The sequence below is a fragment of the Orlajensenia flava genome (genome assembly GCF_004801905.1).
GTDB classification, from domain to species: Bacteria; Actinomycetota; Actinomycetes; order Actinomycetales; family Microbacteriaceae; genus Orlajensenia; species Orlajensenia flava.
On sequence record NZ_SSSN01000003.1, the window covers coordinates 195,460 to 219,764 of the forward strand.

Annotated in this window: 27 protein-coding genes and 2 tRNA genes; 14 read left to right on the forward strand and 15 right to left on the reverse strand. The window is 69.3% G+C overall.

Annotated elements, in window-relative coordinates; all coding sequences use genetic code 11:
* Genes E6C70_RS02760 through E6C70_RS02775 form a run of 4 tightly spaced genes read left to right on the forward strand, consistent with a single transcriptional unit; the run spans position 1 to position 3,115 of the window.
* Entirely contained in the window at positions 1 to 1,464 is a 1,464-nt protein-coding gene (locus E6C70_RS02760) for an ABC transporter ATP-binding protein (protein ID WP_136422011.1), read from the forward strand.
* Positions 1,461 to 2,264, forward strand: a complete 804-nt coding sequence (locus E6C70_RS02765; protein ID WP_136422013.1) for an energy-coupling factor transporter transmembrane component T family protein — start codon at positions 1,461 to 1,463, stop codon at positions 2,262 to 2,264. The genes E6C70_RS02760 and E6C70_RS02765 overlap by 4 nt, the downstream gene beginning before the upstream one ends.
* The gene (locus E6C70_RS02770; RefSeq protein WP_235833244.1) at positions 2,261 to 2,830 is read left to right on the forward strand and encodes a nucleoside/nucleotide kinase family protein; all 570 of its coding nucleotides are present in this window, start codon (positions 2,261 to 2,263) and stop codon (positions 2,828 to 2,830) included. The genes E6C70_RS02765 and E6C70_RS02770 overlap by 4 nt, the downstream gene beginning before the upstream one ends.
* 9 nt (positions 2,831 to 2,839) lie before the next feature.
* On the forward strand, positions 2,840 to 3,115 hold the full coding sequence (locus E6C70_RS02775) for a hypothetical protein (protein ID WP_136422015.1): 276 nt from the start codon (positions 2,840 to 2,842) through the stop codon (positions 3,113 to 3,115).
* Between the two features lie 7 nt (positions 3,116 to 3,122).
* Here the strand turns inward: E6C70_RS02775 and E6C70_RS02780 are convergent, their stop codons facing one another.
* The 5 genes from E6C70_RS02780 to orn all read right to left on the reverse strand — a co-directional run bounded on the left by E6C70_RS02780 (position 3,123) and on the right by orn (position 6,501).
* On the reverse strand, positions 3,123 to 4,349 hold the full coding sequence (locus tag E6C70_RS02780) for a D-alanyl-D-alanine carboxypeptidase family protein (RefSeq protein WP_136422016.1): 1,227 nt from the start codon (positions 4,347 to 4,349) through the stop codon (positions 3,123 to 3,125).
* A 46-nt stretch (positions 4,350 to 4,395) separates the two neighbouring features.
* Positions 4,396 to 4,749, reverse strand: a complete 354-nt coding sequence (locus E6C70_RS02785; protein WP_136422018.1) for a metallopeptidase family protein — start codon at positions 4,747 to 4,749, stop codon at positions 4,396 to 4,398.
* A gap of 22 nt (positions 4,750 to 4,771) precedes the next feature.
* Positions 4,772 to 5,638, reverse strand: coding sequence for a hypothetical protein (locus E6C70_RS02790; RefSeq protein ID WP_136422020.1), 867 nt, complete (start codon positions 5,636 to 5,638; stop codon positions 4,772 to 4,774).
* A gap of 124 nt (positions 5,639 to 5,762) precedes the next feature.
* Positions 5,763 to 5,838, reverse strand: a tRNA-His gene (locus E6C70_RS02795).
* Between the two features lie 42 nt (positions 5,839 to 5,880).
* The gene (gene orn, locus E6C70_RS02800; RefSeq protein WP_136422022.1) at positions 5,881 to 6,501 is read right to left on the reverse strand and encodes an oligoribonuclease; all 621 of its coding nucleotides are present in this window, start codon (positions 6,499 to 6,501) and stop codon (positions 5,881 to 5,883) included.
* Between the two features lie 57 nt (positions 6,502 to 6,558).
* Here orn and E6C70_RS02805 point away from each other — a divergent pair, with 57 nt between their 5' ends.
* Complete coding sequence (locus E6C70_RS02805; RefSeq protein ID WP_136422024.1) at positions 6,559 to 6,819, forward strand: thioredoxin domain-containing protein; 261 nt, start codon at positions 6,559 to 6,561, stop codon at positions 6,817 to 6,819.
* Between the two features lie 31 nt (positions 6,820 to 6,850).
* Positions 6,851 to 6,923: transfer RNA gene (locus E6C70_RS02810), tRNA-Arg, on the forward strand.
* 7 nt (positions 6,924 to 6,930) lie between these two features.
* Here the strand turns inward: E6C70_RS02810 and E6C70_RS02815 are convergent.
* A complete protein-coding gene (locus tag E6C70_RS02815; protein WP_136422026.1) occupies positions 6,931 to 8,154 on the reverse strand; it encodes a cation:proton antiporter in 1,224 nt (407 codons plus the stop codon).
* A gap of 89 nt (positions 8,155 to 8,243) precedes the next feature.
* Between E6C70_RS02815 and nadE the strand changes: the two genes are divergently transcribed.
* Positions 8,244 to 9,083, forward strand: coding sequence for an NAD(+) synthase (gene nadE / locus E6C70_RS02820; protein ID WP_136422028.1), 840 nt, complete (start codon positions 8,244 to 8,246; stop codon positions 9,081 to 9,083).
* A 4-nt stretch (positions 9,084 to 9,087) separates the two neighbouring features.
* Here the strand turns inward: nadE and E6C70_RS02825 are convergent, their stop codons facing one another.
* Positions 9,088 to 9,840, reverse strand: a complete 753-nt coding sequence (locus E6C70_RS02825; RefSeq protein ID WP_136422029.1) for a hypothetical protein — start codon at positions 9,838 to 9,840, stop codon at positions 9,088 to 9,090.
* 75 nt (positions 9,841 to 9,915) lie between these two features.
* The gene (locus E6C70_RS02830) at positions 9,916 to 10,920 is read right to left on the reverse strand and encodes an aldo/keto reductase (protein ID WP_136422031.1); all 1,005 of its coding nucleotides are present in this window, start codon (positions 10,918 to 10,920) and stop codon (positions 9,916 to 9,918) included.
* A 209-nt stretch (positions 10,921 to 11,129) separates the two neighbouring features.
* Here E6C70_RS02830 and E6C70_RS02835 point away from each other — a divergent pair, with 209 nt between their 5' ends.
* From E6C70_RS02835 to E6C70_RS02850, 4 genes are all read left to right on the forward strand, one after another.
* Positions 11,130 to 11,603 (forward strand): single-stranded DNA-binding protein, encoded by a 474-nt coding sequence (locus tag E6C70_RS02835; RefSeq protein ID WP_136422033.1) that lies wholly within the window; start codon positions 11,130 to 11,132, stop codon positions 11,601 to 11,603.
* A 99-nt stretch (positions 11,604 to 11,702) separates the two neighbouring features.
* On the forward strand, positions 11,703 to 12,209 hold the full coding sequence (locus E6C70_RS02840) for a DUF6993 domain-containing protein (RefSeq protein ID WP_136422035.1): 507 nt from the start codon (positions 11,703 to 11,705) through the stop codon (positions 12,207 to 12,209).
* Positions 12,210 to 12,260: 51 nt separating this feature from the next.
* Positions 12,261 to 13,943, forward strand: a complete 1,683-nt coding sequence (ettA, locus tag E6C70_RS02845; RefSeq protein WP_136422037.1) for an energy-dependent translational throttle protein EttA — start codon at positions 12,261 to 12,263, stop codon at positions 13,941 to 13,943.
* A gap of 10 nt (positions 13,944 to 13,953) precedes the next feature.
* Positions 13,954 to 14,445, forward strand: coding sequence for an acyl-CoA thioesterase (locus E6C70_RS02850; RefSeq protein WP_136422039.1), 492 nt, complete (start codon positions 13,954 to 13,956; stop codon positions 14,443 to 14,445).
* 7 nt (positions 14,446 to 14,452) lie between these two features.
* Here E6C70_RS02850 and E6C70_RS02855 read toward each other — a convergent pair whose 3' ends face one another.
* Complete coding sequence (locus E6C70_RS02855) at positions 14,453 to 14,959, reverse strand: DUF2231 domain-containing protein (RefSeq protein ID WP_136422041.1); 507 nt, start codon at positions 14,957 to 14,959, stop codon at positions 14,453 to 14,455.
* Positions 14,959 to 15,435 (reverse strand): QcrA and Rieske domain-containing protein, encoded by a 477-nt coding sequence (locus E6C70_RS02860; protein ID WP_136422043.1) that lies wholly within the window; start codon positions 15,433 to 15,435, stop codon positions 14,959 to 14,961. Before E6C70_RS02860 ends, E6C70_RS02855 begins: the two co-directional genes overlap by 1 nt.
* Before the next feature lie 133 nt (positions 15,436 to 15,568).
* On the opposite strand from E6C70_RS02860, the gene E6C70_RS02865 reads away from it, so the two are divergent.
* The gene (locus E6C70_RS02865) at positions 15,569 to 16,078 is read left to right on the forward strand and encodes a sigma-70 family RNA polymerase sigma factor (protein ID WP_136422045.1); all 510 of its coding nucleotides are present in this window, start codon (positions 15,569 to 15,571) and stop codon (positions 16,076 to 16,078) included.
* The gene (locus tag E6C70_RS02870) at positions 16,075 to 16,791 is read left to right on the forward strand and encodes an anti-sigma factor family protein (RefSeq protein ID WP_136422047.1); all 717 of its coding nucleotides are present in this window, start codon (positions 16,075 to 16,077) and stop codon (positions 16,789 to 16,791) included. The genes E6C70_RS02865 and E6C70_RS02870 overlap by 4 nt, the downstream gene beginning before the upstream one ends.
* A gap of 14 nt (positions 16,792 to 16,805) precedes the next feature.
* Here the strand turns inward: E6C70_RS02870 and E6C70_RS02875 are convergent, their stop codons facing one another.
* Positions 16,806 to 17,678 (reverse strand): acyl-CoA thioesterase, encoded by an 873-nt coding sequence (locus E6C70_RS02875; RefSeq protein ID WP_235833245.1) that lies wholly within the window; start codon positions 17,676 to 17,678, stop codon positions 16,806 to 16,808.
* 103 nt (positions 17,679 to 17,781) lie between these two features.
* On the opposite strand from E6C70_RS02875, the gene E6C70_RS02880 reads away from it, so the two are divergent.
* Positions 17,782 to 18,453 carry a DUF8185 domain-containing protein gene (locus tag E6C70_RS02880; protein ID WP_136422049.1) on the forward strand — a complete coding sequence of 224 codons (672 nt, stop codon included), beginning with the start codon at positions 17,782 to 17,784 and terminating at the stop codon, positions 18,451 to 18,453.
* A gap of 31 nt (positions 18,454 to 18,484) precedes the next feature.
* Here E6C70_RS02880 and E6C70_RS02885 read toward each other — a convergent pair whose 3' ends face one another.
* The 4 genes from E6C70_RS02885 to pepN all read right to left on the reverse strand — a co-directional run bounded on the left by E6C70_RS02885 (position 18,485) and on the right by pepN (position 24,297).
* On the reverse strand, positions 18,485 to 20,113 hold the full coding sequence (locus E6C70_RS02885) for an FAD-binding dehydrogenase (RefSeq protein ID WP_235833318.1): 1,629 nt from the start codon (positions 20,111 to 20,113) through the stop codon (positions 18,485 to 18,487).
* Between the two features lie 135 nt (positions 20,114 to 20,248).
* Positions 20,249 to 20,680, reverse strand: coding sequence for a globin (locus E6C70_RS02890; protein WP_407921011.1), 432 nt, complete (start codon positions 20,678 to 20,680; stop codon positions 20,249 to 20,251).
* The gene (locus E6C70_RS02895; RefSeq protein ID WP_207670049.1) at positions 20,677 to 21,669 is read right to left on the reverse strand and encodes a mechanosensitive ion channel family protein; all 993 of its coding nucleotides are present in this window, start codon (positions 21,667 to 21,669) and stop codon (positions 20,677 to 20,679) included. Before E6C70_RS02895 ends, E6C70_RS02890 begins: the two co-directional genes overlap by 4 nt.
* A gap of 66 nt (positions 21,670 to 21,735) precedes the next feature.
* Positions 21,736 to 24,297 (reverse strand): aminopeptidase N, encoded by a 2,562-nt coding sequence (pepN, locus tag E6C70_RS02900; protein WP_136422052.1) that lies wholly within the window; start codon positions 24,295 to 24,297, stop codon positions 21,736 to 21,738.
* Between the last annotated feature and the right edge of the window lie 8 nt (positions 24,298 to 24,305).

Below are 24,305 nucleotides of genomic sequence, written 5' to 3' on the forward strand. Positions count from 1 at the left end.
ATGCCTCGTGGTGGCGGGGCTCGCGTTGCGGCATCGGGCTGGGGATGGCGGCACGCCGGTCGGCGTGCTCCGGCGGTGCGTGACGTGAGCTTCACCATCGAACCCGGGGAGCGGGTGCTGTTGCTCGGCGCGTCGGGTTCGGGCAAGTCGACGCTGCTCGCCGGCCTCGCCGGACTGCTCGGCGGCGCCGACGAGGGCGACGAGACCGGCACGCTCCTGATCGACGGAGAACGACCGGAAGCTCAGCGGGGTCGCATCGGCCTCGTGCTGCAGGATCCCGACTCCCAGGTCGTGCTCTCACGCGTCGGTGACGACGTGGCGTTCGGCTGCGAGAACCTGGGCATCGATCGCCATGAGATCTGGCGACGGGTCGACGACGCGCTCGACTCCGTGGGTCTCGATCTCCCGCTGACGCGTTCGACGGCTGCCCTGTCCGGCGGCCAGAAGCAGCGGCTCGCCCTGGCCGGAGTGCTCGCGATGCGTCCCGGGCTGCTGCTGCTCGACGAACCCACGGCCAACCTCGATCCTGAGGGCGTCGCCGAGGTACGCGATGCCGTCGCGCACATCGCATCCGATTCGACCCTCATCATCGTCGAGCACCGCACCGACGTGTGGGCGTCGCTGATGACCCGCGTCATCGTGCTGGATGCGGCCGGTGGGCTGTTGGCGGATGGACCGCCCGCCACCGTCTTCGCTTCGCGAGCGGTCGAACTGGCCGCGTCAGGGGTGTGGGTCCCGGGGATGCCGTTGCCGCTCGAGCCGGGGAGCGCCCCAGTCGGCGAGGTGGTGCTCAGCACGGAGGGTCTGGCGATCGGACGCGCGGTATCGTCCGTCGTTCTGCGCGATCTCGACCTCGAATTCCGTGCGGCGTCGTCGACCGTGATCACGGGCCCCAACGGCGTGGGCAAGTCGACTCTCGCGCTCACGCTGGCCGGGCTGCTGCCGGAGCGAGCTGGACGCGTGCGGGCTTCCGAGCGGTTCGCCGGGCGCGGCGGGACGCGACCAGCGGGCTGGCGCTCCCGGGAACTCCTCACGCGCATCGGCACCGTCTTCCAAGACCCGGAGCACCAGTTCATCACCTCGACCGTCCGCGACGAGCTTGCTGTCGGCCCTCGCGCCGTGAAGATGACGGTCGCGGCGGTCGATGCGCGCGTGGACGAACTGCTCGTCCGACTCGATCTCGCGGCGCTGGCCGGCGCCAACCCCTTCACGCTCTCGGGTGGCCAGAAGCGGAGGCTGTCCGTTGCGACCGTGCTGGCCACCAATCCGGCCGTCATGGTGCTCGACGAGCCCACGTTCGGACAGGACCGCGTGAGCTGGATAGCCCTCGTCGGACTTCTGGCCGATCAGGTGCGACGGGGTACGAGCGTGGTCTCCGTGACGCACGACCCGGAGGTCGTGCGCATCCTCGGCACGCGCCGCATGGAACTCCGCACGCAGCCCGACACGGCGGCGGCCGCGTGAGTGCCGTCGTCGCCGAACGGCGCGACCTCGATGCCGAATCCCCTCGGGCCTGGCTCGACGGGGTGAACCCGGTCACGCGTCTGCTGGCAGCCGTGGTGCTCTCGGTGCCGCTGTTCGCGAGCATCGACGCGGTGAGCGCATCCGTCGCCGTCCTCCTCGAGCTCGCCCTGCTCCCGTTCACGGGAGTCGCGCTGGCGGTCCTGGCCCGGCGAGCCCTGCCGCTCGTCGCGTTCGCCCCCATCGCGGGCCTCAGCATGCTGCTGTACGCCGAGCCCGGCGGGACGGTGCACGCCCGCTTCTGGCTGGCCACCATCAGCGACGAGTCCATCCGGCTCGCGGTCGCCGTCGCCCTGCGCGTCATCGCGCTCGGAATCCCGACGATCCTGCTGTTCTCCCGCGTCGACCCCACCCGCCTCGCCGACGCCCTCGCACAGGTTGCCCACCTGCCGTCGCGCTTCGTGCTCGGCGTGCTGGCCGGAACACGCCTGCTCGGCCTGTTCATCGACGACTGGCGCAGCCTCAGCATGGCTCGCCGTGCGCGCGGGGTGGCCGACACGGGGGCGATCCGTCGCTTCGCGTCGATGGCGTTCGTGCTGCTGGTCTTCGCGGTGCGGCGCGGCAGCAAGCTCGCGGTGGCGATGGAGGCGCGAGCATTCGGGTCGGGCTTACCTCGGACGTGGGCTCGCCCGTCCACCCTGTCCTGGCGCGACGGCGTGCTGGTCGTGGTGGCGGTGGCGATCATGGCGGCGGCCATCGGTGCTGCCGTTGCGACGGGCGCGTTCCGGTTCGTGGGTTCGTGAATCCGCTCGCCGGGGTGGCGCACGTGCTCGAGCGGGCGTCGAGGGCGCACGCCCCTGCCACCGTCGTGATCGATGGCCCGAGCGGCTCGGGCAAGTCGGTATTCGCCGATGCCGTCGCCGAGCACTGGCCGGATGCCCAGCTCGTGCGACTGGACGCCTTCTACCCCGGCTGGTCGGGCCTGGCGGCGGCCAGCGCTGCGGTCGTGGAGGACATCCTGCTGCCGCGCTCCCAGGGGCGCCCCGGTGGCTGGCGGCGGTGGGACTGGATGGCCGGCCTCCCGGCCGAGTGGCACGACCTGGACGCCGTTCGTCCGCTCATCGTGGAGGGGTGCGGTGCTCTCAGCCGCGCCGCGCTGCCCTTCGTCGAGGTGGGGGTGTGGGTCGAAGCGCCGGATGCGGTACGCAAACGACGGGCGCTCGCCCGGGACGCCGGCGCCTTCGACGAGCACTGGGACATGTGGGATGCGCAGTGGCGCCGCTTCGAGGCACGCGAGAATCCGCGGACTTCGGCATCCGTCATCGTGGACGGCGCGCAACCGCCGCCGGTCGATGCCGCGCGACGGTAGGTTGGATGCATGAGTACTGCAGAGCCACACGACGTCGTCTACATCGCCGAGTTCACCGACGGACCCCTCGACGGTGATGTCGAGTCCCGGGTGCTGGTCGGCGGCTCCCACGAAGAGCGGCTGGCCATGGTGGCCGCGGTCGACGGCCTCGAGTCGACCTTCTGGTACGACGCCATCGACGAGCGCGACGTCAACGGCGAGAAGCACGTGCGCTACCGCTTCGACGCGGGCGACAGCGACAGCCCCGTCTCCGACGAGGACGAGGGAGACGGCTGGCAGGGCTAGCCCGCGCTCACCTGTTCGCCGCGATGAGCGATGAGATCATCGCGAACGGATGCATCAGCCTCCAGCCGAGTCCGGGGTCCTTGATGGCCCGGTCGAGCTTGAGGGGAACCTGAGGACCGCCGGCGATGCCGACGTGACCGACCAGGCCACCCTCCAGGCCCGTGCTGAAGGCGTCGAGATCGACCTTCGCGCCGGCGGAGCCGATCTGCCAGGCCGAGCGGGTGATGTCTGCGCCAGCCACTCCGTTCGCCTCGGCGCCCCATGCCGCCCGGAAGTGCGCGTGAGAGGCGCCTTTGGCGACGACGGCGACCGGAGCCGCGCCCGTCTGGGCTCCCGTCACGAACGCCTTGAGGTCGGTGGGCAGGGTGTCGTAGTCGGGCTCGCGGAGGAACGCGCCGGCGATGGTGGTGCTGGTCTCCCCAGTCCCGACGGTGGTGGTGAAGAGGAAGCAGACGCCCGCGGGGTCGCTGAAGCTGCGTGAGATGCCGAACACGCCGAGGTCCGCGTACTCGTTCGTCGTGTTGTCGACGCCGCGGTTGTTCACGAGCGAGGTGGCGGGGTTGCTCAGGATCTCGGCGAGGGTCGGCTGCGACATGACGAGGTCGGCCACGCGTGCCGCATCCGTCGCCGTGCCAACGGTGTCGCCCGAGAGCCCGGTCGCGTCGGAGATGTGGGTCCCCGTGAGGCCGTGAGCGGTGAGCCACGTCGCTGCGGCCGTCGTGTACGCGTCGACGGAGCCGAATGCCCAGCGCGCGAGGGTGTCGGCATGGTTGTTGCTCGAACCCAGCAGGACCGCTTGAAGCACCTCTCGCTCGGTCCAGGTCTCGCCGAGGAACACGGGGATCGCCCGCGCGTCCGCCTTCGAGTAGTCGATGTAGTCGGCGTAGTCCTCGTTCGAGATGGTCAGGGTGGGGCCGGTGTTTCCGACGGCGACGGGCTTCGCGTCGATGACGACCAACGCCTCGATCGCCTTGGCGACCCCGGCGATCGGAACCGGATCGGTGATGCCCGCGGTGGCGACCGGTGTGCTGCTTCCGGAGACGACCACCGCGCTCGCGCCGTCGGCGGGGAGCACGGGGGGCGCGGCCGCTGCGGCCGGATCGAGAGCATCGACGACGCTCGCCTGCACGGCGGGCAGGGGCGCGAGCAGAGTGACGGGGCCGTAAACGCCGAGGCCGAGGATGACCACGGTGCCGACCAGGATGCCGACGATGCGGCCGGGTCGGATTTCCATGCGCTCAGGCTAACCCGGGCGATCGGCGGGGGCCGTGACGCCGCGCTCAGGCCCAGCCGAGATCGTGCAGCCGCTCGTCGTCGATGCCGTAGAAGTGGGCGATCTCGTGTACGAGCGTCACGTGGATCTCGTCCCTCAGCTCGTCCTCGTCAGCGCAGATGGCCAGCAACGGCTCGCGGTAGAGGATGATGCGGTCGGGCATCTCACCGAACCCGTACTGTCCGCGCTCGGTGACGGCCACCCCGTCGTAGAGCCCGAGGAGGTCGAGCGAACCGTCCTCCGGGCGGTCCTCCGTGACGAAGACGACGTTCTCCAAGCCGTCGACCATCTCATCGGGAAGGGCATCGAGTTCGGCCACGACGAGCGCCTCGAACGAATCGTCGTCCAGCTGCAGGGGCATGCACAGAGCCTACGGGCGGCCGCTATGCGATCGACTGCGATCCGCCCGTGACGTCGCTGCCGTCGTCTCCGGCAGCCGGCTCCGCCCCGTCGACCATCGCCGGGCCGTCGAAGTAGATCAGGAGGTCGTGCGGGGGAGCGGAGCCGATCGCATCGATGACGCCCTTGACCGACCCCCCTGCGAGGGTCTTGTGCTTGACGTCCTTGCCCGGGCGCAGCTTGCCCTCCACGTCGAGCACGGCCAGGAGAACGACGGACACGGCCGCGGCGCGCACGATCATGTCGGTGTCCGGGTCGTCGACGACGCGGTGCGTCAGGGCGATGCCCGCGGCCGAGGCGAGCTCCTGAGCGGATGCGATACTCTGCTCGACGTCGTTGTCACCTGTCGGCGTCACGATCTCGATGTCCCGCCCCAGGATGCCGGCTGCCCGGATGGCGGCTGCCACCTCGGGACCGCCGACTCGTCCGCTCGTGGTCGCGACGGCGACTGGTCCCTCACCCAGAGTTCCACCGCCGAGGACATGCAGGAGTGGGACGGATCCGCCCTCCGAGACGACATCCGCGATGGCCTCCAGCACGCTGCGCATCCAGTCCTCCGGCGTGAGGGGGACGTCGGCGTAGACGATCGCCGCACCCACGCGCGCGGCGTACCGGATCGCGTCGCCGATGGACGGATCCTCGAGGCCGGCCTCCATCGGTCGCTGGCCGGCCTTCTCGAGCGTGGCCCGGGTTGTGCTGGTGCTGGACCCGCCCACGATGTCGATCGTGGAGTGCTCGATCAGGTGCGAGAGCAGGTCGCTCGCGATCGAGCCGCTGTCGTAGAGCACCACCCTCACGGCTTCGGGATGTGCGCCTGCGGGAGGCCTGACGGAGGGAAAGACGTCGCTCATGGTTAGACCGTAGTGGCAACGCCGGACGCTCGCGGACCCTTGACACGTGCTGCAGATTTGGGGTGAGTAACGGGGCTTGAACCCGCGGCCTCGCGGTGTCTCTGCACCACGACCAGGCGCTCGATGGGGTGAGTAACGGGGCTTGAACCCGCGGCCTCCTGGACCACAACCAGGCGCTCTACCAACTGAGCTATACCCACCATGCTCCCCGCGTCAGGCCGCGAGGCAACTAGAAGAGTGTATTACACGCGCGAGGCGAAGTCCGACACGACGGATGCGGCGACGGCTTGCGCGTCCTCGCTGCTCGGGCCGGGCTCGGCGACGAAGAGCGCGCGTCGGTAGTAGGCCAGCTCGCGGATGGACTCGAGGATGTCGGCGAGGGCGCGGTGTCCGCCGTTCTTGGCGGGAGCGTTGAAGTAGACGCGCGGATACCAGCGGCGTGCGAGCTCCTTGATGGACGACACGTCGACGACGCGGTAGTGCAGGTGGCCGTCGAGTCGAGGCATGAACGCGGCGAGGAAACCGCGATCGGTGCCGATGCTGTTGCCGGCAAGGGGCGCCTTCTGCTCGGCTGGGACGTGCTTGAGCACGTACTCGACGGCGGCGTACTCGGCCTCGGCCACGCTCACGCCGTGGGGGATCTCGGTGATGAGCCCGGACTCGGTGTGCATGTTGCGCACGAAGTCGCCCATGTGCTCGAGCGCCGAGTCATCGGGCTTGATGACGATGCTGATGCCCTCGTCGACCGGGTTGAGGTCGAAATCGGTGATGACGATCGCGATCTCGACGAGCTCGTCGACGCTGAGGTCGAGTCCCGTCATCTCGCAGTCGATCCAAACGAGTCGGTCAGCGCCCTGTGCCATGCCATCGAGTCTAGATGGCGCCACCGACGCGCATTCCGAGCTGCCTACACTGGGCAGATGCTGCTGGAGTTCTACACCTCGGCCTTCTGCGAGCCGTGCATGCAGGCGCGGGTCGTCATGACCGAGGCCGCGCGTCTGATTCCCGGAGCCGTCGTGACCGAGATCGATGTCGCCCGGGACAACGATCGGGCGGCTGCGGAGGGCATCCGTTCCACGCCGACGGTCATCGTGCGTGGCGACACGGGCGACGAGGTGTTCCGGGCCACCGGCGTGCCCACCCTGCAGCAGGTGCTGGTGGCCGCGGCGAAAGCGGTCTGATCAGGAGCGCTGGGGTATCGTGGACAGTCGCGCCCCCGTAGCTCAGCGGATAGAGCAGGAGCCTTCTAATCTCTTGGTCGCAGGTTCAATTCCTGCCGGGGGCACGTCGCATCAGCCCTGTTCGGCGATGAACGGATGGGGCCCGCCCGGCTCGGAGTCGAGGTGTTCCGGAGCGCGCTTGTGCATCGCCAGCCCGATGAGCGGGAACAGCAGCACGCTGAGCATGCCGGCGCCGACCAGAGCCGCCGCGGTGGCAGTGGTGAGGTCGCCCTGCTGGACGCCGATGTTGCTGACCGCAACGATGATGGGCAGTCCGGTCGCGCCGAGCAGGACGACGGCACCGCGATCGATCAGCGACGACCCGGCCGGGGCTGCGAGCCCGCTCGGCAGACCACGGACGACGATCAGGAGCAGGACGAAGATCGGCACCAGCAGCAGCGCGCGAGGGTCCGAGAGGAGCGCCCCGAGGTCGAAGGTCAGGCCGGTGTTGATGAAGAACACGGGCACCAGGAATCCGTAGCCCACCGCCTCCAGCTTGGACTCGATCTGCTCCGCGTCGCGCTCCGGTGCACCCGAGAGCAGCAGGCGGTAGATGACGCCCGCCGCGAAGGCGCCCAGCAGCATGTCGAGACCGAGCACGATGCTCAGCGCCACCAAGGCGAGCAGCACGAACATCACCAACCGCACGGCGAACTGACCGCTGGTGTGCAGCGTGCTCGTGACGAAGCGATGGAGCCCCCTCCCAGCGCCGCGAGCCGCGAGCCAGATGGCTGCTCCGGCGACGATCGCGAATCCGACCAGGACGAGCGTGGCCTGCACGGGCGATCGTCCGCTCAGGAACAGGGAGATCGCCAGCAGAGGGCCGAACTCGCCCACCGCCCCGATGGCGAGGATGGCGATGCCGAACGGCGACCTCAGCTCGCTGGCGTCCCTCAAGACCGGCATCAGGGTGCCCAGTGCGGTCGAGCTGAGGGCCACTCCGATGAAGACGCCGGCGCCTATGGACGGGGCGAACGCGATGCCGATCGCGACACCGGCCACCAACGAGATCAGCCATCCGATCATCGCCCGGTTGAGCGGTCGACCGCGGATGGCGCCGAAGTCGATCTCGTTGCCGGCCAGGAAGAACAGCATCGCCAGTCCGAACTCGGACAGGAGGTGGATGGCGTCGTCGGACCTGACCCAGCCGAGCACCGCCGGCCCGAGAATCAGGCCGAGGAGGATCTCGAACACGACCAGCGGGATCTTCACGAACCGACCGAGGGCTGCCGCGATCAGCGGAGCGGCCACCGCGATGAGGGGGACGAACACGAGACCGCTGACGGAGACGTTCATGGCACCGATACTCCCGCGCTCGCTCAGCATCCACCGTGAGCCGCGCCGCCATCCGAGCAGCCGTGCGCACGTCGCGCTACATTCGAGGAATGCGAGAGATGCAGGCACAGATCATCAGCGACCTCGACGTCCAACCCGAGATCGAGCCCGCCGAGGAGGTGCGCCGCCGCATCGACTTCCTCACGGAGTACCTCCGCGAATCAGGGGCACGGGGCCTCGTACTCGGCATCAGCGGAGGTCAGGACTCGACGCTGGCCGGCCGACTCTGCCAGCTGGCCACCGAGGAGCTCGCGGCCGAGGGCGTGGAGGCGACCTTCATCGCCGTGCGGTTGCCGTACAACGTCCAGGCTGACGAGGCGGATGCCCAGCTCGCGCTGGAGTTCATCCAGCCGACACGTCGAGCCGTCTTCAACGTCCATACCAGCGTCGACGCTTTCGCCCTCGAGTACGAGGACGCGATGAATGAGCGCATGATCGACTTCACCAAGGGCAACGTGAAGGCTCGGGCGCGCATGATCGCCCAGTACGCCATCGCGGGCCAGCACGGCTGCCTCGTCGTCGGAACCGATCACGCCGCCGAGGCGGTCACGGGTTTCTTCACCAAGTTCGGCGACGGGGGAGCGGATGTGCTGCCGTTATCGGGTCTGAGCAAGCGGCAGGGCAAGGCGCTGCTGCGTCACCTCGGCGCCCCGGAACAGCTCTACGCCAAGGCGCCGACGGCCGACCTTCTCGACGAGACTCCGGGCCAGACGGATGAGGCCAACCTCGGCATCACCTATAACGACATCGACGACTTCCTCGAGGGCGGCGAGGTGCCGGACGCCGTGGCCGAGGCCATCGAGAACCGCTACTTGGCGACTCGCCACAAGCGATTCTCGCCGGTGTCACCCGCTGACGGCTGGTGGCGCATCGACCGCGTCGGCGTCTGAGCATTCAGGCCGTGGGGACGGTTCCCGTGGTCGTGCGGTCGGCATCCCGGTGCGTGGGCAGTTGCGAGACGTCGTCGAGCAGACGCTGGGTCTCGGCGGTGGGTGCCGTGCGGGCGGGCGTCCGTGCCGGCTGAGCCGACTGCACGGGCTGCGTCGCTGCCGCGTACGCCGCCGGCTCGACCCTCTCGTCGCTGAACTGCTGGTGGTGCTGCTCGGCGACCCAGGCGTCCTGATCGGCTTGCAGCTTCGTCTCGCTCGTGCTGTTCATGACCTTGAAGCGGGCGAGGTCGCTCTGGAAGGTGCGGCGTGCCCGCCCGGGGCGGCGCTGCCAGTCGATGAGTCGATCACGGAACTCGAGCACCGCGGGCTCGAGTTCGTAGCCGAACGTCGCAGAGGCCCGCTTGAGCTCGTGGAGTTGGTGGGCAGCCCAGTCGGCTGCCACGGCCGCGCCGCGAATGGGGAGCATCCGTACACGGATGTCGGCCTCGCCGACGGCGCGGTCGGCCAGGATCTGCTCCTGAGGGGTGAGCGAGTTCCATACGGAGGCCTCGGTGGCCGCGTCGATGAGCGCGGCGATGGCGGCGCCCTTGATCTCACGATCGCGCTGCTCGATGAGGGCGCGGACGCTCGCTCGCGCGACCCAGGCCGAGAGGAGCCCGGAAACCACGATTACGACGACGAGGAGCGCGGCCGTGAAGATGGCGGGGCGCGCGCTCGCGGAGAAGAGCCAGTCACTGAAGTCGTTGAACCACTGCATGTGGCGGACTCTACCCGCGGGTGGCAGGCGGACGGCGTTACCCGCTCGGCGTGCCTCGAGTCGTGGCGCGGAGCGTCAGATGCCGGTTCCGTGCACGGCGAGCGGCTCGATCGCCGCGATCTCGTCGTCCGTGAGCGGTCCGGCATCCAGACTCGCGACGTTCTGCTCGAGCTGCGCCACGCTCGACGCGCCGATGAGGGCGCTCGTCACCGCTTCCTGGCGCAGCACCCAGCTCAGGGCGAGCTGCGCGATGCTCTGGTTCCTTCCGCTGGCGACCTCGGCCAGACCGCGGACACGCTCGAGGTAGGTCTCGTCGATGGCATCCTCGGAGAGGAACCTGCTCGTCGCGGCGCGAGAATCGGCGGGCACGCGGCCGTCGAGGTAGCGATCCGTGAGGAGGCCCTGGGCGAGCGGGGAGAACACGATGCTGCCTGCGCCCACCTCATCGAGAGCGGGGAAGAGTCCGTCCTCGACGTGGCGGTCGAACATCGAATAGCGCGGCTGGTGGATGGTGAGCGGGATGCCGTGAACGGCGAGCGCGGCCGCCGCTGCACGGGTCTGCTCTGGGTCGTAGTTAGAGACTCCGACATAGAGCGCCTTCCCCTGGCTGACCGCGCTGGCGAGTGCGCCCATCGTCTCCTCGATGGGCGTCTCCGGGTCCGGTCGGTGGGAGTAGAAGATGTCGACGTACTCGAGGCCGAGGCGCGTGAGGCTCTGGTCGAGCGAGGCCAGCAGGTACTTGCGTGATCCGCCATCGCCGTAGGGCCCTGGCCACATGTCGTAGCCCGCCTTCGAGGACACGATCATCTCGTCGCGATACGGCCGCAGATCCTCGGCGAAGACACGACCGAAGTTGGTCTCGGCGGAGCCGTAGGGCGGCCCGTAGTTGTTGGCGAGGTCGAAGTGGGTGACTCCGAGGTCGAAGGCGCGGCGGACGATGGCGCGCTGCACGTCCATGGGTCGCTCGTGTCCGAAGTTGTGCCAGAGACCCAGCGAGAGCGCCGGGAGCATCAGACCGCTGCGCCCGCTGCGTCGGTAGGTCATCGAGGAGTATCGGTCGGCGTCGGCCACGTAGGTCATGCGGCCACTCTAGGGCGGCCGAGCGACTCCTCCCCAGCCGAGACCTGAGGTGATCAGGTCAACCGATCGTTCCGGCCGTGCCCGCTCACGCCCGGGGACCCGCAGGCTGGAGTCTCGCGACCCCGGCCGGGTGCAACCCGGCACGAATCACCCGCCGGGGTGGCGAGCAACGGGTGCCGAGCGGCATCCGATCCTGAACAGGAGGAACCATGACGGACACCATCACCATCACGGGCGTCGTCGGCACCGAGCCGGCATCGTTCCAGACCTCGGGCGGCGTCCCGATGGTCAGTTTCCGGCTCGCTTCGAGCCATCGCTACCTCGACCGCAAGACGCAGGAGTGGGTCGACTCGCCGGCCAACTGGTACACGGTGCAGGCGTACCGACAGCTCGCCGACAACGTGCGCGGCTCGCTACACAAGGGCGAGAGTGTCATCGTCACCGGACGCCTGCGCGTACGCACGTGGACCAAGGAGGAGCGCTCGGGAATCGCCGTCGACGTGGACGCCGACGCGATCGGCCACAACCTCGTACTCGGAGTCAGCCGTTTCACCCGGGTCAAGACGTCCGTGGAGAACCCGGCCGGGTCCGAGTCGTCGAACGACGCCGAAGACGGCGACGCCTGGGCGACCGTGTCGCCATCGGATGGCTCGCAGGCCTCGTTCGAACACGCGCTCGCCTGACCTCGACCACGGGCGTCGCCCGTAGACTCGATGCGACATGGCCGACCCCGGCATCCTCGACCCGGTGAGGTCGGCCGGGCGGCAGGACGGGCGAGGGCGATGACCGGTGGGACCGACATCTGTTCACGCGGCATCATCGCCGTGATCGTCGGGTTGGCCGCCGTGGCGGCGTTGGCCGGGTGCACTCCGACATCTCCGGCGCCGACGACATCGGCGACCACCCGGGTCGCCAGTCCGACGGCGACGGCATCAGCCACCCCCTCGGCGGCCGTCCCCGAACTGGCTCCCACTCTCTCGGCCGAACGCAACCAGCCGTACTTCGACCTGGTGAACAACAAGGTGATCGCCGCCAACGCTGGCGCGGGAGGTCGCGACTTCATCGACGCGCTGGTCGCGGCCGGCTTCGACAAGGCGGCCATGCAGGTGACGCCCGACCGCACCGCGGTGAATCTCGCAGCCGACTCCGTGCAGTTCTCGGTGCTGTTCAACGAGAAATGCCTCGTCGGGCAGTACGGTCCGGCCTCCGGTGGCTACCACAGCGTCGTCGTCAGCCCGACGGCACAGGGCGCCTGCCTCGTGGGAAGCACGCGTCCCATCGACTGGTAGGCCCCGGCGCGACGGTGCGCGTCGCCCGCCGCCCGTAGACTGGTGAGCGCTATGGCCGAATACATCTATTCCATGGTCCGCGCCCGAAAGGCCGTGGGCGACAAGCTCATTCTCGACGACGTCACCATGGCGTTCCTGCCGGGCGCCAAGATCGGCGTCGTCGGCCCGAACGGCGCCGGAAAGTCGACGATCCTCAAGATCATGGCCGGCCTCGATACGCCGTCCAACGGCGAGGCGAAGCTGACGCCGGGGTTCACCGTCGGCATCCTCATGCAGGAGCCGGAGCTCGACGAGGGCAAGACCGTGCTCGAGAACGTGCAGGAGGGTCTCGGGGACATCAAGCGCAAGGTCGACCGCTTCAACGAGATCTCAGCGGCGATGGCCGACCCCGACGCCGATTTCGACGCGTTGCTGGCCGAGATGGGCACGCTGCAGGAGGACATCGACCACGCGGATGCCTGGGACCTGGACTCCCAGCTCGAGCAGGCGATGGACGCCCTGCGCTGCCCGCCGGGCGACGAGACCATCTCCCACCTCTCGGGCGGTGAGAAGCGCCGTGTCGCGCTGTGCAAGCTCCTCCTCCAGAAGCCCGACCTCCTCCTGCTCGACGAGCCCACCAACCACCTCGACGCCGAGAGCGTGCTCTGGCTCGAGCAGCACCTGGGCAAGTACCACGGTGCCGTCCTCGCCGTCACGCACGACCGGTACTTCCTCGACCACGTCGCGCAGTGGATCGCCGAGGTCGACCGTGGACGTCTCTACCCCTACGAGGGCAACTACTCCACCTACCTCGAGAAGAAGCGCGAGCGACTCCTCGTGCAGGGCAAGAAGGACGCCAAGCTCGCCAAGCGCCTCGCCGAGGAGCTCGACTGGGTGCGTTCCAACGCCAAGGGACGACAGGCGAAGTCGAAGGCCCGCCTCGCGCGGTACGAGGAGATGGCGGCGGAGGCCGAGCGCACCCGCAAACTCGACTTCGAGGAGATCCAGATTCCGCCGGGACCGCGACTCGGTCAGACGGTCCTCGAGGTCTCGAAGCTCAAGAAGGGCTTCGGCGATCGTGTCCTCATCGACGACCTGAGCTTCTCGCTCCCGCGAAACGGCATCGTCGGAATCATCGGCCCGAACGGCGTGGGCAAGACCACGCTCTTCAAGACCATCGTGGGCCTCGAGCCGGCCGACGATGGCAAGGTCAAGGTCGGCGAGACGGTCGAGATCTCCTACGTCGACCAGACCCGTGGCGGCATCGACCCGAAGAAGACGCTCTGGGAGGTCGTGTCCGACGGATTCGACTACATCCAGGTCGGCAAGACCGAGGTTCCCTCGCGCGCCTACGTCTCGACGTTCGGCTTCAAGGGCCCCGACCAGCAGAAGCCCGCCGGCGTGCTCTCCGGCGGTGAGCGCAATCGCCTCAACCTGGCGCTCACGCTCAAGCAGGGCGGAAACCTCCTGCTGCTCGACGAGCCCACCAACGACCTCGACGTCGAGACCCTCTCGAGCCTCGAGAATGCCCTGCTCGAATTCCCCGGCTGTGCCGTGGTGATCACGCACGACCGGTGGTTCCTCGACCGCATCGCCACGCACATCCTCGCCTACGAGGGTACGGAGGAGAATCCGGCCACCTGGTACTGGTTCGAGGGCAACTTCGAGGCGTACGAGGAGAACAAGGTCGAGCGTCTGGGCGCGGATGCGGCCAACCCGTCCCGGTCCACCTACCGCAAGCTCACCCGCGACTGAGGCCAGCACGATGCGCCTGCACGTGCCGATCCGGCTGCGCTGGAGCGACCTCGACGCCTACGGGCACGTCAACAACGCCGAGATGCTCCGCCTGCTGGAGGAGGCGCGCATCCACGCCTTCTGGGTGACGGAGGACGCCGTGGGCGGCGAACCGGAACAGGCCGTCGGCGCCTCCACGGCGGTTCTCGACGGTCGACCCGGTGCGTCGACGCTCACCCTCATCGCCCGCCAGGAAGTCGAGTACCTCGCGCAGGTGCCCTACCTGCGTCAGCCGCTCGACATCCAACTCTGGATCGGACGGATGGGAGGCGCGAGCCTCGAGGTCAGCTACGAGGTGCGCTCTCCGGAGGGCACGGAGCCCGTCGTGCTGTACGCCCGGGCGGCGACCACCCTCGTCCTCGTCGACGCGGCGTCGGGGCGCCCGCGACGCATCAACGACCGCGAGCGTGCGGCCTGGACGCCCTATCTGGGTGAACCGGTCGTCTTCGCGAAACGACGCTGAGAGACGATCACCGGTCGACGGGGGTGTCGCTGTACGAGCCCTCCCACACGGCGCGCGAGCCCGACTCTCCGATGAGCACGGTCAGCGTGATGCCTGTCGGCACCACGACGACGGCGGCCACGGCGAGCACGATGGCCACCAGTCTGCGCACGCTGCGCGAGGGCGGTGCATCCGTCGGTCGCTTGTCCACGACGCGGTACCAGACGTAGACGACGACCGACAGGATCGCGAGCGCGAGCGTCCACGGCCACAGGGTGTCGCCGAGCGCGGCGTGCTTCTCGATGAGCGGGGCCGACCGCAGGCGATCCTCCAGCCACGCGCCGGCCTGCGTGGCGAGCGGCACCACCAGTGCCGCCAGGATGCCCAGGATAGGCGTGACGAGGCCGAGCCATCGGCGCGCGCGCGGCCACACCGCGGCCACCAGCACGACGAGGGCTGCAATCGGCACGACGATGACCACCACGTGCACGATGAGGATGTGCAGCGGCAGACCGTTGATCGAGTAGCCGTCCATCAGGAGGCGATGACCGCGTCACCGCTGATGGAGACGGCAACCTTCGGCAACGGCTTCGGCGCCGGGCCGCCGAGCACCTCCCCGGTCGCGGCGTCGTAGCTGGAGTTGTGACAGGGGCAGTCGAACTCCTTGCCCGCTGCCGCGACGATGCAGCCCTGATGCGTGCAGATGGCGCTGAAGGCGACGACGGTGCCGGCCGTCGGTTGCGACACGAGGATGGGCGCCCCGTTGAGCTTGGCATCGATCGATCCGCCCACCGGAATGTCGGCGAGCTTGGCGATCTCGGTCCCGCCGCCTGCCGGCGCGCTCGCCTCGGCGCTCGGGACCGCCGAGGTGCTCGGCGCGGCCGCCGATCGGCTCGCGGACGAGGAAGGAGCGCTGCCGCCCGACGGGCTGCAGGCGGCCAGTGCGATCGCCGTCGCCGATGCCCCTCCGATGGTCAACACGGTGCGTCGGGTGATGGGGTTCTCGGTCATGGGAATCCTTCCGGTGCGGTTCGAGTAGCTTGGCAGTGCTACCGGTGTATACGAACGCAACGGTCGAAAGGTTCAGCGGATCCATAACTGAACCGATGAGGCCGCGGCATCGTGTTAAGGACGGAGGTGTGCGATGCCCGACGAGCGCGATGCGCTGCTGCAGGCGATCCACGACGAGCATTCCGCCGCGTTGTGGCGTTACGTCGTGCGCCTCACCGGCGATCGCGCCCTCGCCGACGACATCGTGCAGGAGGTTCTCCTCCGCGCCTGGCGGAAGCCCGAGGTGCTCGATCAGTCGGAGGGGTCGGCTCGGGCCTGGCTGTTCACGGTCACCCGCAACCTCGTCATCGACGACCGACGCAGTGCCCGCGCGCAGCAGGAGGTGACCGTCGAGAACCTCCCCGAGCGGGCGGCGATCGATGAGACGGATGCCGCGCTGGACCGCTGGCTGATCGCCGACGGGCTCGCGGCACTAGGTGCAGACCACCGGGCGGTGCTGGTCTGCGTCTACTACGGCGGGCGCTCCATCGCGGATGCGGCGACCGAACTCGGGATCCCGGCGGGAACGGTCAAGTCCCGCCTCCACTACGCGCTGCGCGCACTGCGTCTCGCCCTGCAGGAGCGCGGGGTGATGGGACGATGACCGATCGCTACGCCGACTGGGACGCCTCCTACGTGCTCGGCGCCCTCAGCCCAGCCGAGCGGAGGGAGTACGAGCGCCACCTCGAGGCCTGTCCGCGTTGTGCGGAGGCGGTCGCCGAGGTGGCCGGCCTCCCCAGCCTGCTCGCTCGGGTTCCGATCGAGGAGGTGCCGGGGGAGTCGGCGGAGTCTCCGCAGTCCGACCTGGTCGCCGGGGCGTTGGCCAAGCACCGCATCCGTCGTCGACGACGGCGCTGGACCGCCGTGGCGATCGGATCGCTCACCGCGGCAGCCGCGGCGATCGTCCTCGTGGTGGTCGTCGGCGTGTCCGGCCCTGCGCCTTCCGCGACCGCCGTGACGGTCGAGCTGGCCTCGACGACGCAGGAGGCACTGACCGCCGATGTGCGCATGCAGCCGCGCGCATGGGGGACCGAGCTCTCCACTCGATGCCGCTACACCGGCGGAGTGCAGCCGACCGACCCGCCCGCCGGGGGAGATCCTTCGAGCTATTCGGCCGAGACCCGGTACGGACTCTGGGTCACCGATCGTGCCGGTGTCTCGAGTCTGGTCTCGACCTGGCGCGCCGAGCCGGGGAGCGACGTGGATGCCGCCGGGGCCACCGATGTGCGGCTCGGCGACATCCGTCACCTCGAGATCCGCTCGGTCGACTCCGGGGACGTGCTGCTGCAGAGTGACGTGACCGCCGTCGGGTCCTGACCCGGTCGCGATCCTCAGCGCGGTGCGGGGACGCGCACCATGCCCTCCTGCGCGACACTCGCGAGCAGGCGGCCGTCGCGACTGAAGATGCTGCCGAGGCTGAGGCCACGGCCGCCGCTCGCACTCGGGGACTCCTGCACGTAGAGCATCCACTCATCGACACGGCCCGAGCGGTGCCACCACATGGCGTGATCGAGGCTGGCGATCTTGAGACCGGGGGTCGCCCATGCCACGCCGTGCCGTCGCAGGATCGGCTCCAGGATGGAGTAGTCCGACGCGTAGGCGAGGGCGGCGCGGTGGAGCTTGTCGTCGTCGGGCAGCCCAGGACCGGCCTTCATCCAGACGGCCTGGTGGGCGACGTGGGCGCCGTCGACCCGCAGGTAGACGGGCGACTCGACGTGCCGCATGTCGAACGCACGCGCATCCGACCAGTAGCGGGCGGCGTCGTGGTCGATGTGCCCGAGCAGGTCGGACGTCGTCGGCAGCTCCTCGGGGTCGGGGAGGTCGGACGGCATCTCGATCTGGTGCTCGACCCCCGGATCCTCGTCCTGGAACGAGGCGATCATCGAGAGGATCGGCAGGCCGTTCTGGTACGCCTGCGTTCGACGCGTGGAGAACGATCGTCCGTCGTGGATGCGGTCGACCGAGAAGGTGATGGGCAGGTTCACGTCGCCCGGACGCAGGAAGTAGCCGTGCATGGAATGGATGTCACGCTCGTCGGGGACGGAGCGCTGCGCAGCGACGATGGACTGGGCGAGCACCTGTCCACCGAACACGCGGCCGAGCGGCATCCACTGCGAGGGACCCGTGAAGATGTCCTCGCTCGTGCGGGCTCCGGTGTCGGAGAGGTCGAGGGTGTGCAGCAGTCCGTCGATGGGATCGGTCACGGGCGGTCTCCTTCTCCCGGTGCGTCGGCCGCAGGGCGTTCGCCCCGGAGTGGGGGTGGTTGCAGCCTGAACGCTCAGGGTCCTTCGGTAGTTTAGAGGGGAGATGCCAGCCTCCTTCGCCCTCGTCGACCGCCCCTCCCTCGACGACCTCATCACCTACCTCTCCCGTGCGGCCCGAGTCGAGGACGGCTCCGTGCGCCTCATCGCCACCGCCGGGGTGCTGGCCGCTTACACGGCGATCCTCTACCCGCGCGGGTTGCTCGACGACACTCCCACGGTGCTCGGGCTGCGCACCTTCGCGCTCGCGGAGCCGCAGGAGTTCGACGCCGTCGTTCCCAGCCGGTCGCTGCTGGATCGCCTCGCGCGTTCGGCATCCGTCGACCCGGGCACCTCGATGGCGATCGCACTGCCCCACGAGGTCGGAAGCGTCACCTGGGCCGGGATCTCTCCTCCGCGCGGCGGTTGGCACGCTCAGGGCACGACGGATGCGGCGACCCTCGAGCTTGCGGCGCACGCGGGCATCGCCGAGATCGCGGATGCCGTGCCCACCGGAACGGGCGAGCAGCTCGTGCAGCGTGCCCGTGCGGAGGTGTGGTCACGCCCCGTCGACGGACTCGAGCAGGTGCCGGCCGGCGCAGCATTCGCGGCGCTGAGCCTCGGTTTCCTCGGCGGCGACGAGCCGGTGAGCGTCTTCGAGACCGGAACGTGGACGCGCCTCACCTCATCCCGCGGTCACGTGCTCGTCCGCCGCAAGTCCTGGTCGCTGCGCGGCTGACGCCGCCGCTCGACGTACTCGACCGACGCGGCTAGAGGGCAGCCACCGCTCGTCCGGCCTGCCTACCCGAGAACAGGCATCCGCCGAGGAAGGACCCCTCGAGCGCTCGGTAGCCGTGCACGCCGCCGCCGCCGAAGCCGCTCGCCTCGCCGGCCGCGTAGAGACCCGGGATGGGCTCGCCGCCGGCCCGCAACGCCTGGCCGTCGAGGTTGGTCTCGATGCCGCCGAGCGACTTGCGGGTCAGGATGTGCAGCTTGACGGCGATGAGCGGCCCGGCCTTGGGGTCGAGGATGCGGTGCGGCGACGCGACCCTGATGAGCTTGTCGCCGCGGTAGCTGCGGGCGCCCCGGAGGGCGGTGACCTGCGGGTCCTTCGAGAAGTCGTTGTCGATCTCCCGGTCGCGAGCCACCACCTCACGCTCGACGTTGACCGTGTCGATCGGCACGTCGGGCGTCATCCGTTGCATCGCGACGAGCAGTTCGGGGAGGGAGTCGGCGACGATGAAGTCCTCGCCGCGCTCCTTGAACGCCTCGATGGGGCCGGGCGCCCCAGGCCCCACGCGTGCGGCGAGAAGGCGCAGGTCCTTGCCGGTGAGGTCGGGGTTCTGCTCGCTGCCTGAGAGGGTGAACTCCTTCTCGATGATCTTCTGGGTCAGGATGAACCAGCTGTGATCGTGCCCCGTCGCCATGATGTGCTCGAGCGTGCCGAGGGTGTCGAAACCGGGGTACAGAGGTGCCGGCAGGCGATTGCCTGTGGCGTCGAACCAGAGCGACGACGGTCCGGGCAGGATGCGGATGCCGTGGTTCCGCCAGACCGGCGCGTAGTTGGTCACGCCCTCCGTGTAGTGCCACATCCGGTCGCCGTTGATGAGGTGGGCCCCGGCCCGTTCCGAGATGCTCAGCATCCGCCCGTCGACGTGGGCGGGGACGCCGGCCAGCATCGTCGCCGGCGGCTCGCCCAGCCGCTCCGGCCACTGCGCGCGCACCAACTCGTGGTTTCCGCCGATGCCGCCACTCGCGACGATGACGGCCGGAGCAGAGAACTCGAACTCGCCCGTGACCTCGCGGTTGCTGGGCTCACCGCGCTCCGCCGAGTCGTCGGCGAGCACCGAGCCGCGAACGCCGGTGACGGCACCATCCGTCATCACGAGCTCATCCGCACGGTGCCGGTGACGGATGCGCACCAGCCCGGCCGATTCTCCCGTCTTCACGCGCAGCGCGAACGGCTCGACCACGCCCGGCCCGGTTCCCCAGGTGATGTGGAAGCGCGGCACCGAGTTGCCCGGCCCGATCGCGCCGGCTCCGCCTCGCTCCGCCCATCCGACCACCGGGAAGAACCGCATGCCCATGTCGTGCAGCCAGCGCCGCTTCTCGCCGGCCGCGAAATCGAGGTAGGCCTGCGCCCAGCGACGGGGCCAGGTGTCCTCCTCGCGGTCGAAGCCGGCCGATCCGAGCCAGTCCTGCTCGGCGAGCTCACGCGAGTCGTGGATGCCCATTCGGCGCTGTTCCGGAGAGTCGATGAGGAACAGTCCACCGAACGACCACCAGGCCTGCCCGCCGAAGGACGCCGCGGGTTCCTGCTCCACGAGGATGACCCGCTTGCCCGCCGCCACCAGCTCTGCCGCGGCCACGAGGCCGGCGAGGCCGGCGCCGACGACGATGGCGTCGGCCGACTCTCGCGTCGGGGTCCGCGCGCTCTCCGAGGCGCTCGTCTGCGGACTCTCATGCGTGGCGGGGGAGGTGCTCACGTCGACTCCTTCGTCGTGGGTGGGGGTTGAGAAGATGGCGTGTTCGACTCACTCGTCGAACGTGTTCACCATGGCGAACGCTGCGCGCTCCAGATAGTCCCACAGGGTGGCCTCGTGGATGGGCGACAGGCCCAACCCGTCGACGGCGGCGCGCATGTGCGCCAGCCAGCGGTCGCGCGCGTCGGGATTGACGCGGAACGGGTTGTGGCGCATCCGCAGTCGAGGGTGCCCGCGCTGCTCGCTGTAGGTGCCAGGTCCTCCCCAGTACTGCTCCAGGAACAGGGTGAGGCGTTCGGACGCCGGCCCGAGGTCTTCCTCCGGGTACATCGGCCGCAGGACCGGGTCATCGGCGACTCCACGATAGAACCCGTCGACGAGGCGCACGAACGTGTCGTGTCCGCCGATCTCGTCGTAGAAGGTGCGCAGTACCGGCTGGCCATTCTCGCCGGCTCGCAGGTGCACCGATCCGGACTCGCTCACGACTCGCTCCCCTCTGGCAGGGTCGGGCGACGCTTGCGCCCGAGCCGCGGCATCGTGTCGGGAGCGGTGAGCAGCGGAGTCGGCTTGGTCTTCGGCGGGCGGGCGCCCTTCACGCTCGTCGCTCCATCGAACCCGCTCAGCACGACGGTGGAGAGCGACGGAAGCCGCACGCCCATCTCGTCGAGCGCACGCTTGAGGCGCATCCGCAGTTCGCGGGAGACGTCGTCCTTGGCCGAGGTGCGCACCTTCATCACGACACGGATGACGAGCGCCTCGGCCGAGATCGACTCGAGGCCCCAGATCTCGGGCTTCTCCAGCACTCGGCTGCGCCACTTGCCGCTCGTGGCCAGCACCTCCGCGGTCTCGAGCATCTTGGCTTCTACCGCGTCGATGTCGGCGTCGTACGGCACCGCCAGGTCGACGATCACTCGCGCCCAGCCCTGTGACATGTTGCCCACGCGCAGGATCTCGCCGTTGCGCACGTACCAGAGGGTCCCGTTGACGTCGCGCACCTGGGTGACGCGGATGCCGACCGACTCCACCACGCCCGTCGCCGATCCGGTGTCCACGACGTCGCCGACACCGAGTTGGTCCTCGGTGACCATGAAGATGCCGCCCAGCACGTCCTTGACGATGTTCTGGGCGCCGAAACCGAGGCCGGCACCGATCGCCGCGCTGAGCAGGGCGAACGAGCCGATGATGCTCGCATCGATCACGCCGACGATCAGCAGCACCGCGACGATGAAGATGATGACGTTGACGATGTTGCCGAGTACCGTCCCCAGCGTGCGAGTGCGTTGCACGATGCGGACGGCGGCCAGCGGCGACGCGGCGGCGATCGCCTGGGTGTCATCGCTCGGCTGGCCCTTCTTCACCCCGCTCACGATGCGCTTCACGACGTGGTCGATTACGACGCGGAGGATCCACCGCAGCAGCAGGGCGAGGATGATGATGACCGCGATGTTGATCGCCTTGGCGAGCACGCTCATCCAGAAATCGGGTGCGTTCGCGGCGAAGTCGGCCCAGAAGGTGTTCCAATCCATAGCGCGTCGAGTCTACGCAGCGCTCTCGGCCGGAGTCTGGGCGTCCCGTGACTGCGCCCCGAGCGCGCGCTCGAGCTCGGCCAACTGCTCCGCCACGAGTCGGCGCAGCGGAGCGGGCGTCTCGTTCCCGGCAAGCCATGCTCGGGCCGCCGAGGCCGTCTCCGGGGTGACGAGCGACGCCGGGAAGAGGCGTTTCACGATCAGCGCCGCCATCGAGAAGCTGCGCTGCGCCCAGGTGCTCTGCAGCATCGCGAAGTACGGCTCGACACTGCCCGCCAGCAGGTCGACCGGATGCGCCATCGCCCATCCGCTCGCGATCGCCCGCGCAAGGTCGTTGGAGAGCGACGCGTCCGTCGCCACCCGGTCCCACGCCTCCTCCTTGATGGCCGCATCGGGGCGGGCCGCTTCGGCGGTCGCCGCACGCAGGCGCCCCGTCGCGGTGTCGTCGCCCGCCAGCACGGCCGCGATGTCGTCGACGGATGCCCGCCCTCCTGCGGACAGGGCGATCGTCAACTCCCAGCGCAGTTCGGTGTCGACGGCGAGCCCATCGAGCGCGACGGATCCGTCGCAGAGCCCGGCGACGATGTCGAGCTGCCCGCCGGTCCTCGCCACCCGGGCGAAGGAACGCACGAACTGCAGCTGCTCGTCGGACGAGGCCGTTGCCAGCTCGCACAGCGCCCACAGAGCGTCGCCCGCCTCGGCCGCGACGAGCTCGGCGTGGGCGGGGGAGAGGTAGCGTTCCACAGCGAGTTCGAGTTGGGCGAGCGCCGTCGACCGGGCCGTCGACTCGGTCTCCCGAGCGACGTTGCCGAGCACCAGGTGCACGTACTGCGACGCGGCGACCTCGCCGTCACGCACGGCGTCCCACACCGACCCCCAGATCAGCGCACGAGCGACGGGGTCGCGGATGTCTCCGAGGCCGTCGAGAGCCACCGCGAGCGAGGCGTCGTCGAGCCGGATCTGGGCGTAGGTGAGGTCGTCGTCGTTGAGCAGTACGAGGTCCGGCCGGTTGGGGCCCACGAGTTCTGGCACCGCCGTCTCGGCTCCGTCGATGTCGAGCTCGACGCGGTGGACCCGCCGGATGCCGTCGTCGCCGTCATCGTAGAAGCCGATGGCCACGCGGTGGGGGCGGAGCGTCGGCTGCTCGACGGACGCGGACTGCTCGACGACGAAGGCGGTGATGACCCTTTCGGCATCCGTCTCCATCCGCACGCGCAAGGTGTTCACGCCGGCGGTCTCGAGCCAGAGCCGGGACCACTCGGTCAGCTCGCGGCCGCTGGATGTCTCGAGTTCGTCGAGCAGGTCTCTGAGGGTCGCGTTTCCGTTCGCGTGGGCTCGCAGGTAGGCGCCGACCCCGGCGTGGAAGGCGTCGATGCCGACCCATGCGACGAGCTGCTTGATGACGGATGCGCCCTTGTCGTAGGTGATGCCGTCGAAGTTGACCTCGACGTCCTCCAGGTCGTCGATACGCGCGACGATCGGATGCGTCGACGGCAGCTGGTCCTGGGCCGCGGCATCCGTCTTCTCAACGCTCGTGAAGGTGGCCCACGCATCCGTGAATGGGGTGACGGCTGCCGTCGCCGCCATCGACGTCCACGTCGCGAACGACTCGTTGAGCCAGAGATCGTTCCACCACTTCATCGTCACGAGGTTGCCGAACCACATGTGCGACAGCTCGTGCAGGATGACGATGCTGCGCTGCTGCAACCGAGCCTCGCTCACACGCGAGCGGAACAGGTACGACTCGTTGAACGTGACGGCGCCGATGTTCTCCATCGCACCCCAGTTGTACTCGGGCACGAAGATCTGGTCGTACTTCTCGTACGGGAACGGAACGCCGTAGGCGGCCTCGTAGAAGCGGATGCCCGCGTCGACCGTGGCGAACATGACCTCGGGCTCGGCGTGCTCGGCGAACGAGGCGCGCGTGAACAGTCCGAGCGGGATGGTGCGGCCGTCCGTCGTCGTCGCCGACCCCTCCCAGCGCCGATAGGGACCCGCGATGATGGCGGCGACGTAGGTCGACATCACCGGGCCCGACGCGAACGACCAGCGCTCGCTCTCGCCGAGTGATTCCGGTGCGGGAGTCGGCGCGTTGCTGAGAACCTGCCAACCCGACGGAGCCGTCACCGTGAAGCGGAAAGCGGCCTTGAGGTCGGGCTGGTCGAAAACCGCGAACACCCGGTTCGCCTCGGCGACGGCGAACTCCGTGTAGAGGTAGACGGCGCCGTCGACGGGGTCGACGAAGCGATGCAGACCCTCGCCCGTGTTCGTGTAGCACTGCGTGGACTCGACGATCAACTCGTTCTCGTCGCCGAGGTCGGCGAGGCGGATGCGCGACCCGTCGAACACCTCCGACGGTTCGAGCGGCCGGCCGTTGAGCACGGCGGAGCGCAGCGCCTCGGCGTTCAGCTCGACGAAGGCGTCGGCACCGGCGGAAGCGGAGAACCGCACCACCGTCCTGCTCGCGAACGTGTCGGGCCCGGTCGTGAGGTCGAGCTCGACGTCGTAGTCATGCACCCGGACGAGCGATGCCCGCCGCTCGGCCTCGACTCTGGTCAGGTTGGCAGCGGGCATCGCGGAGG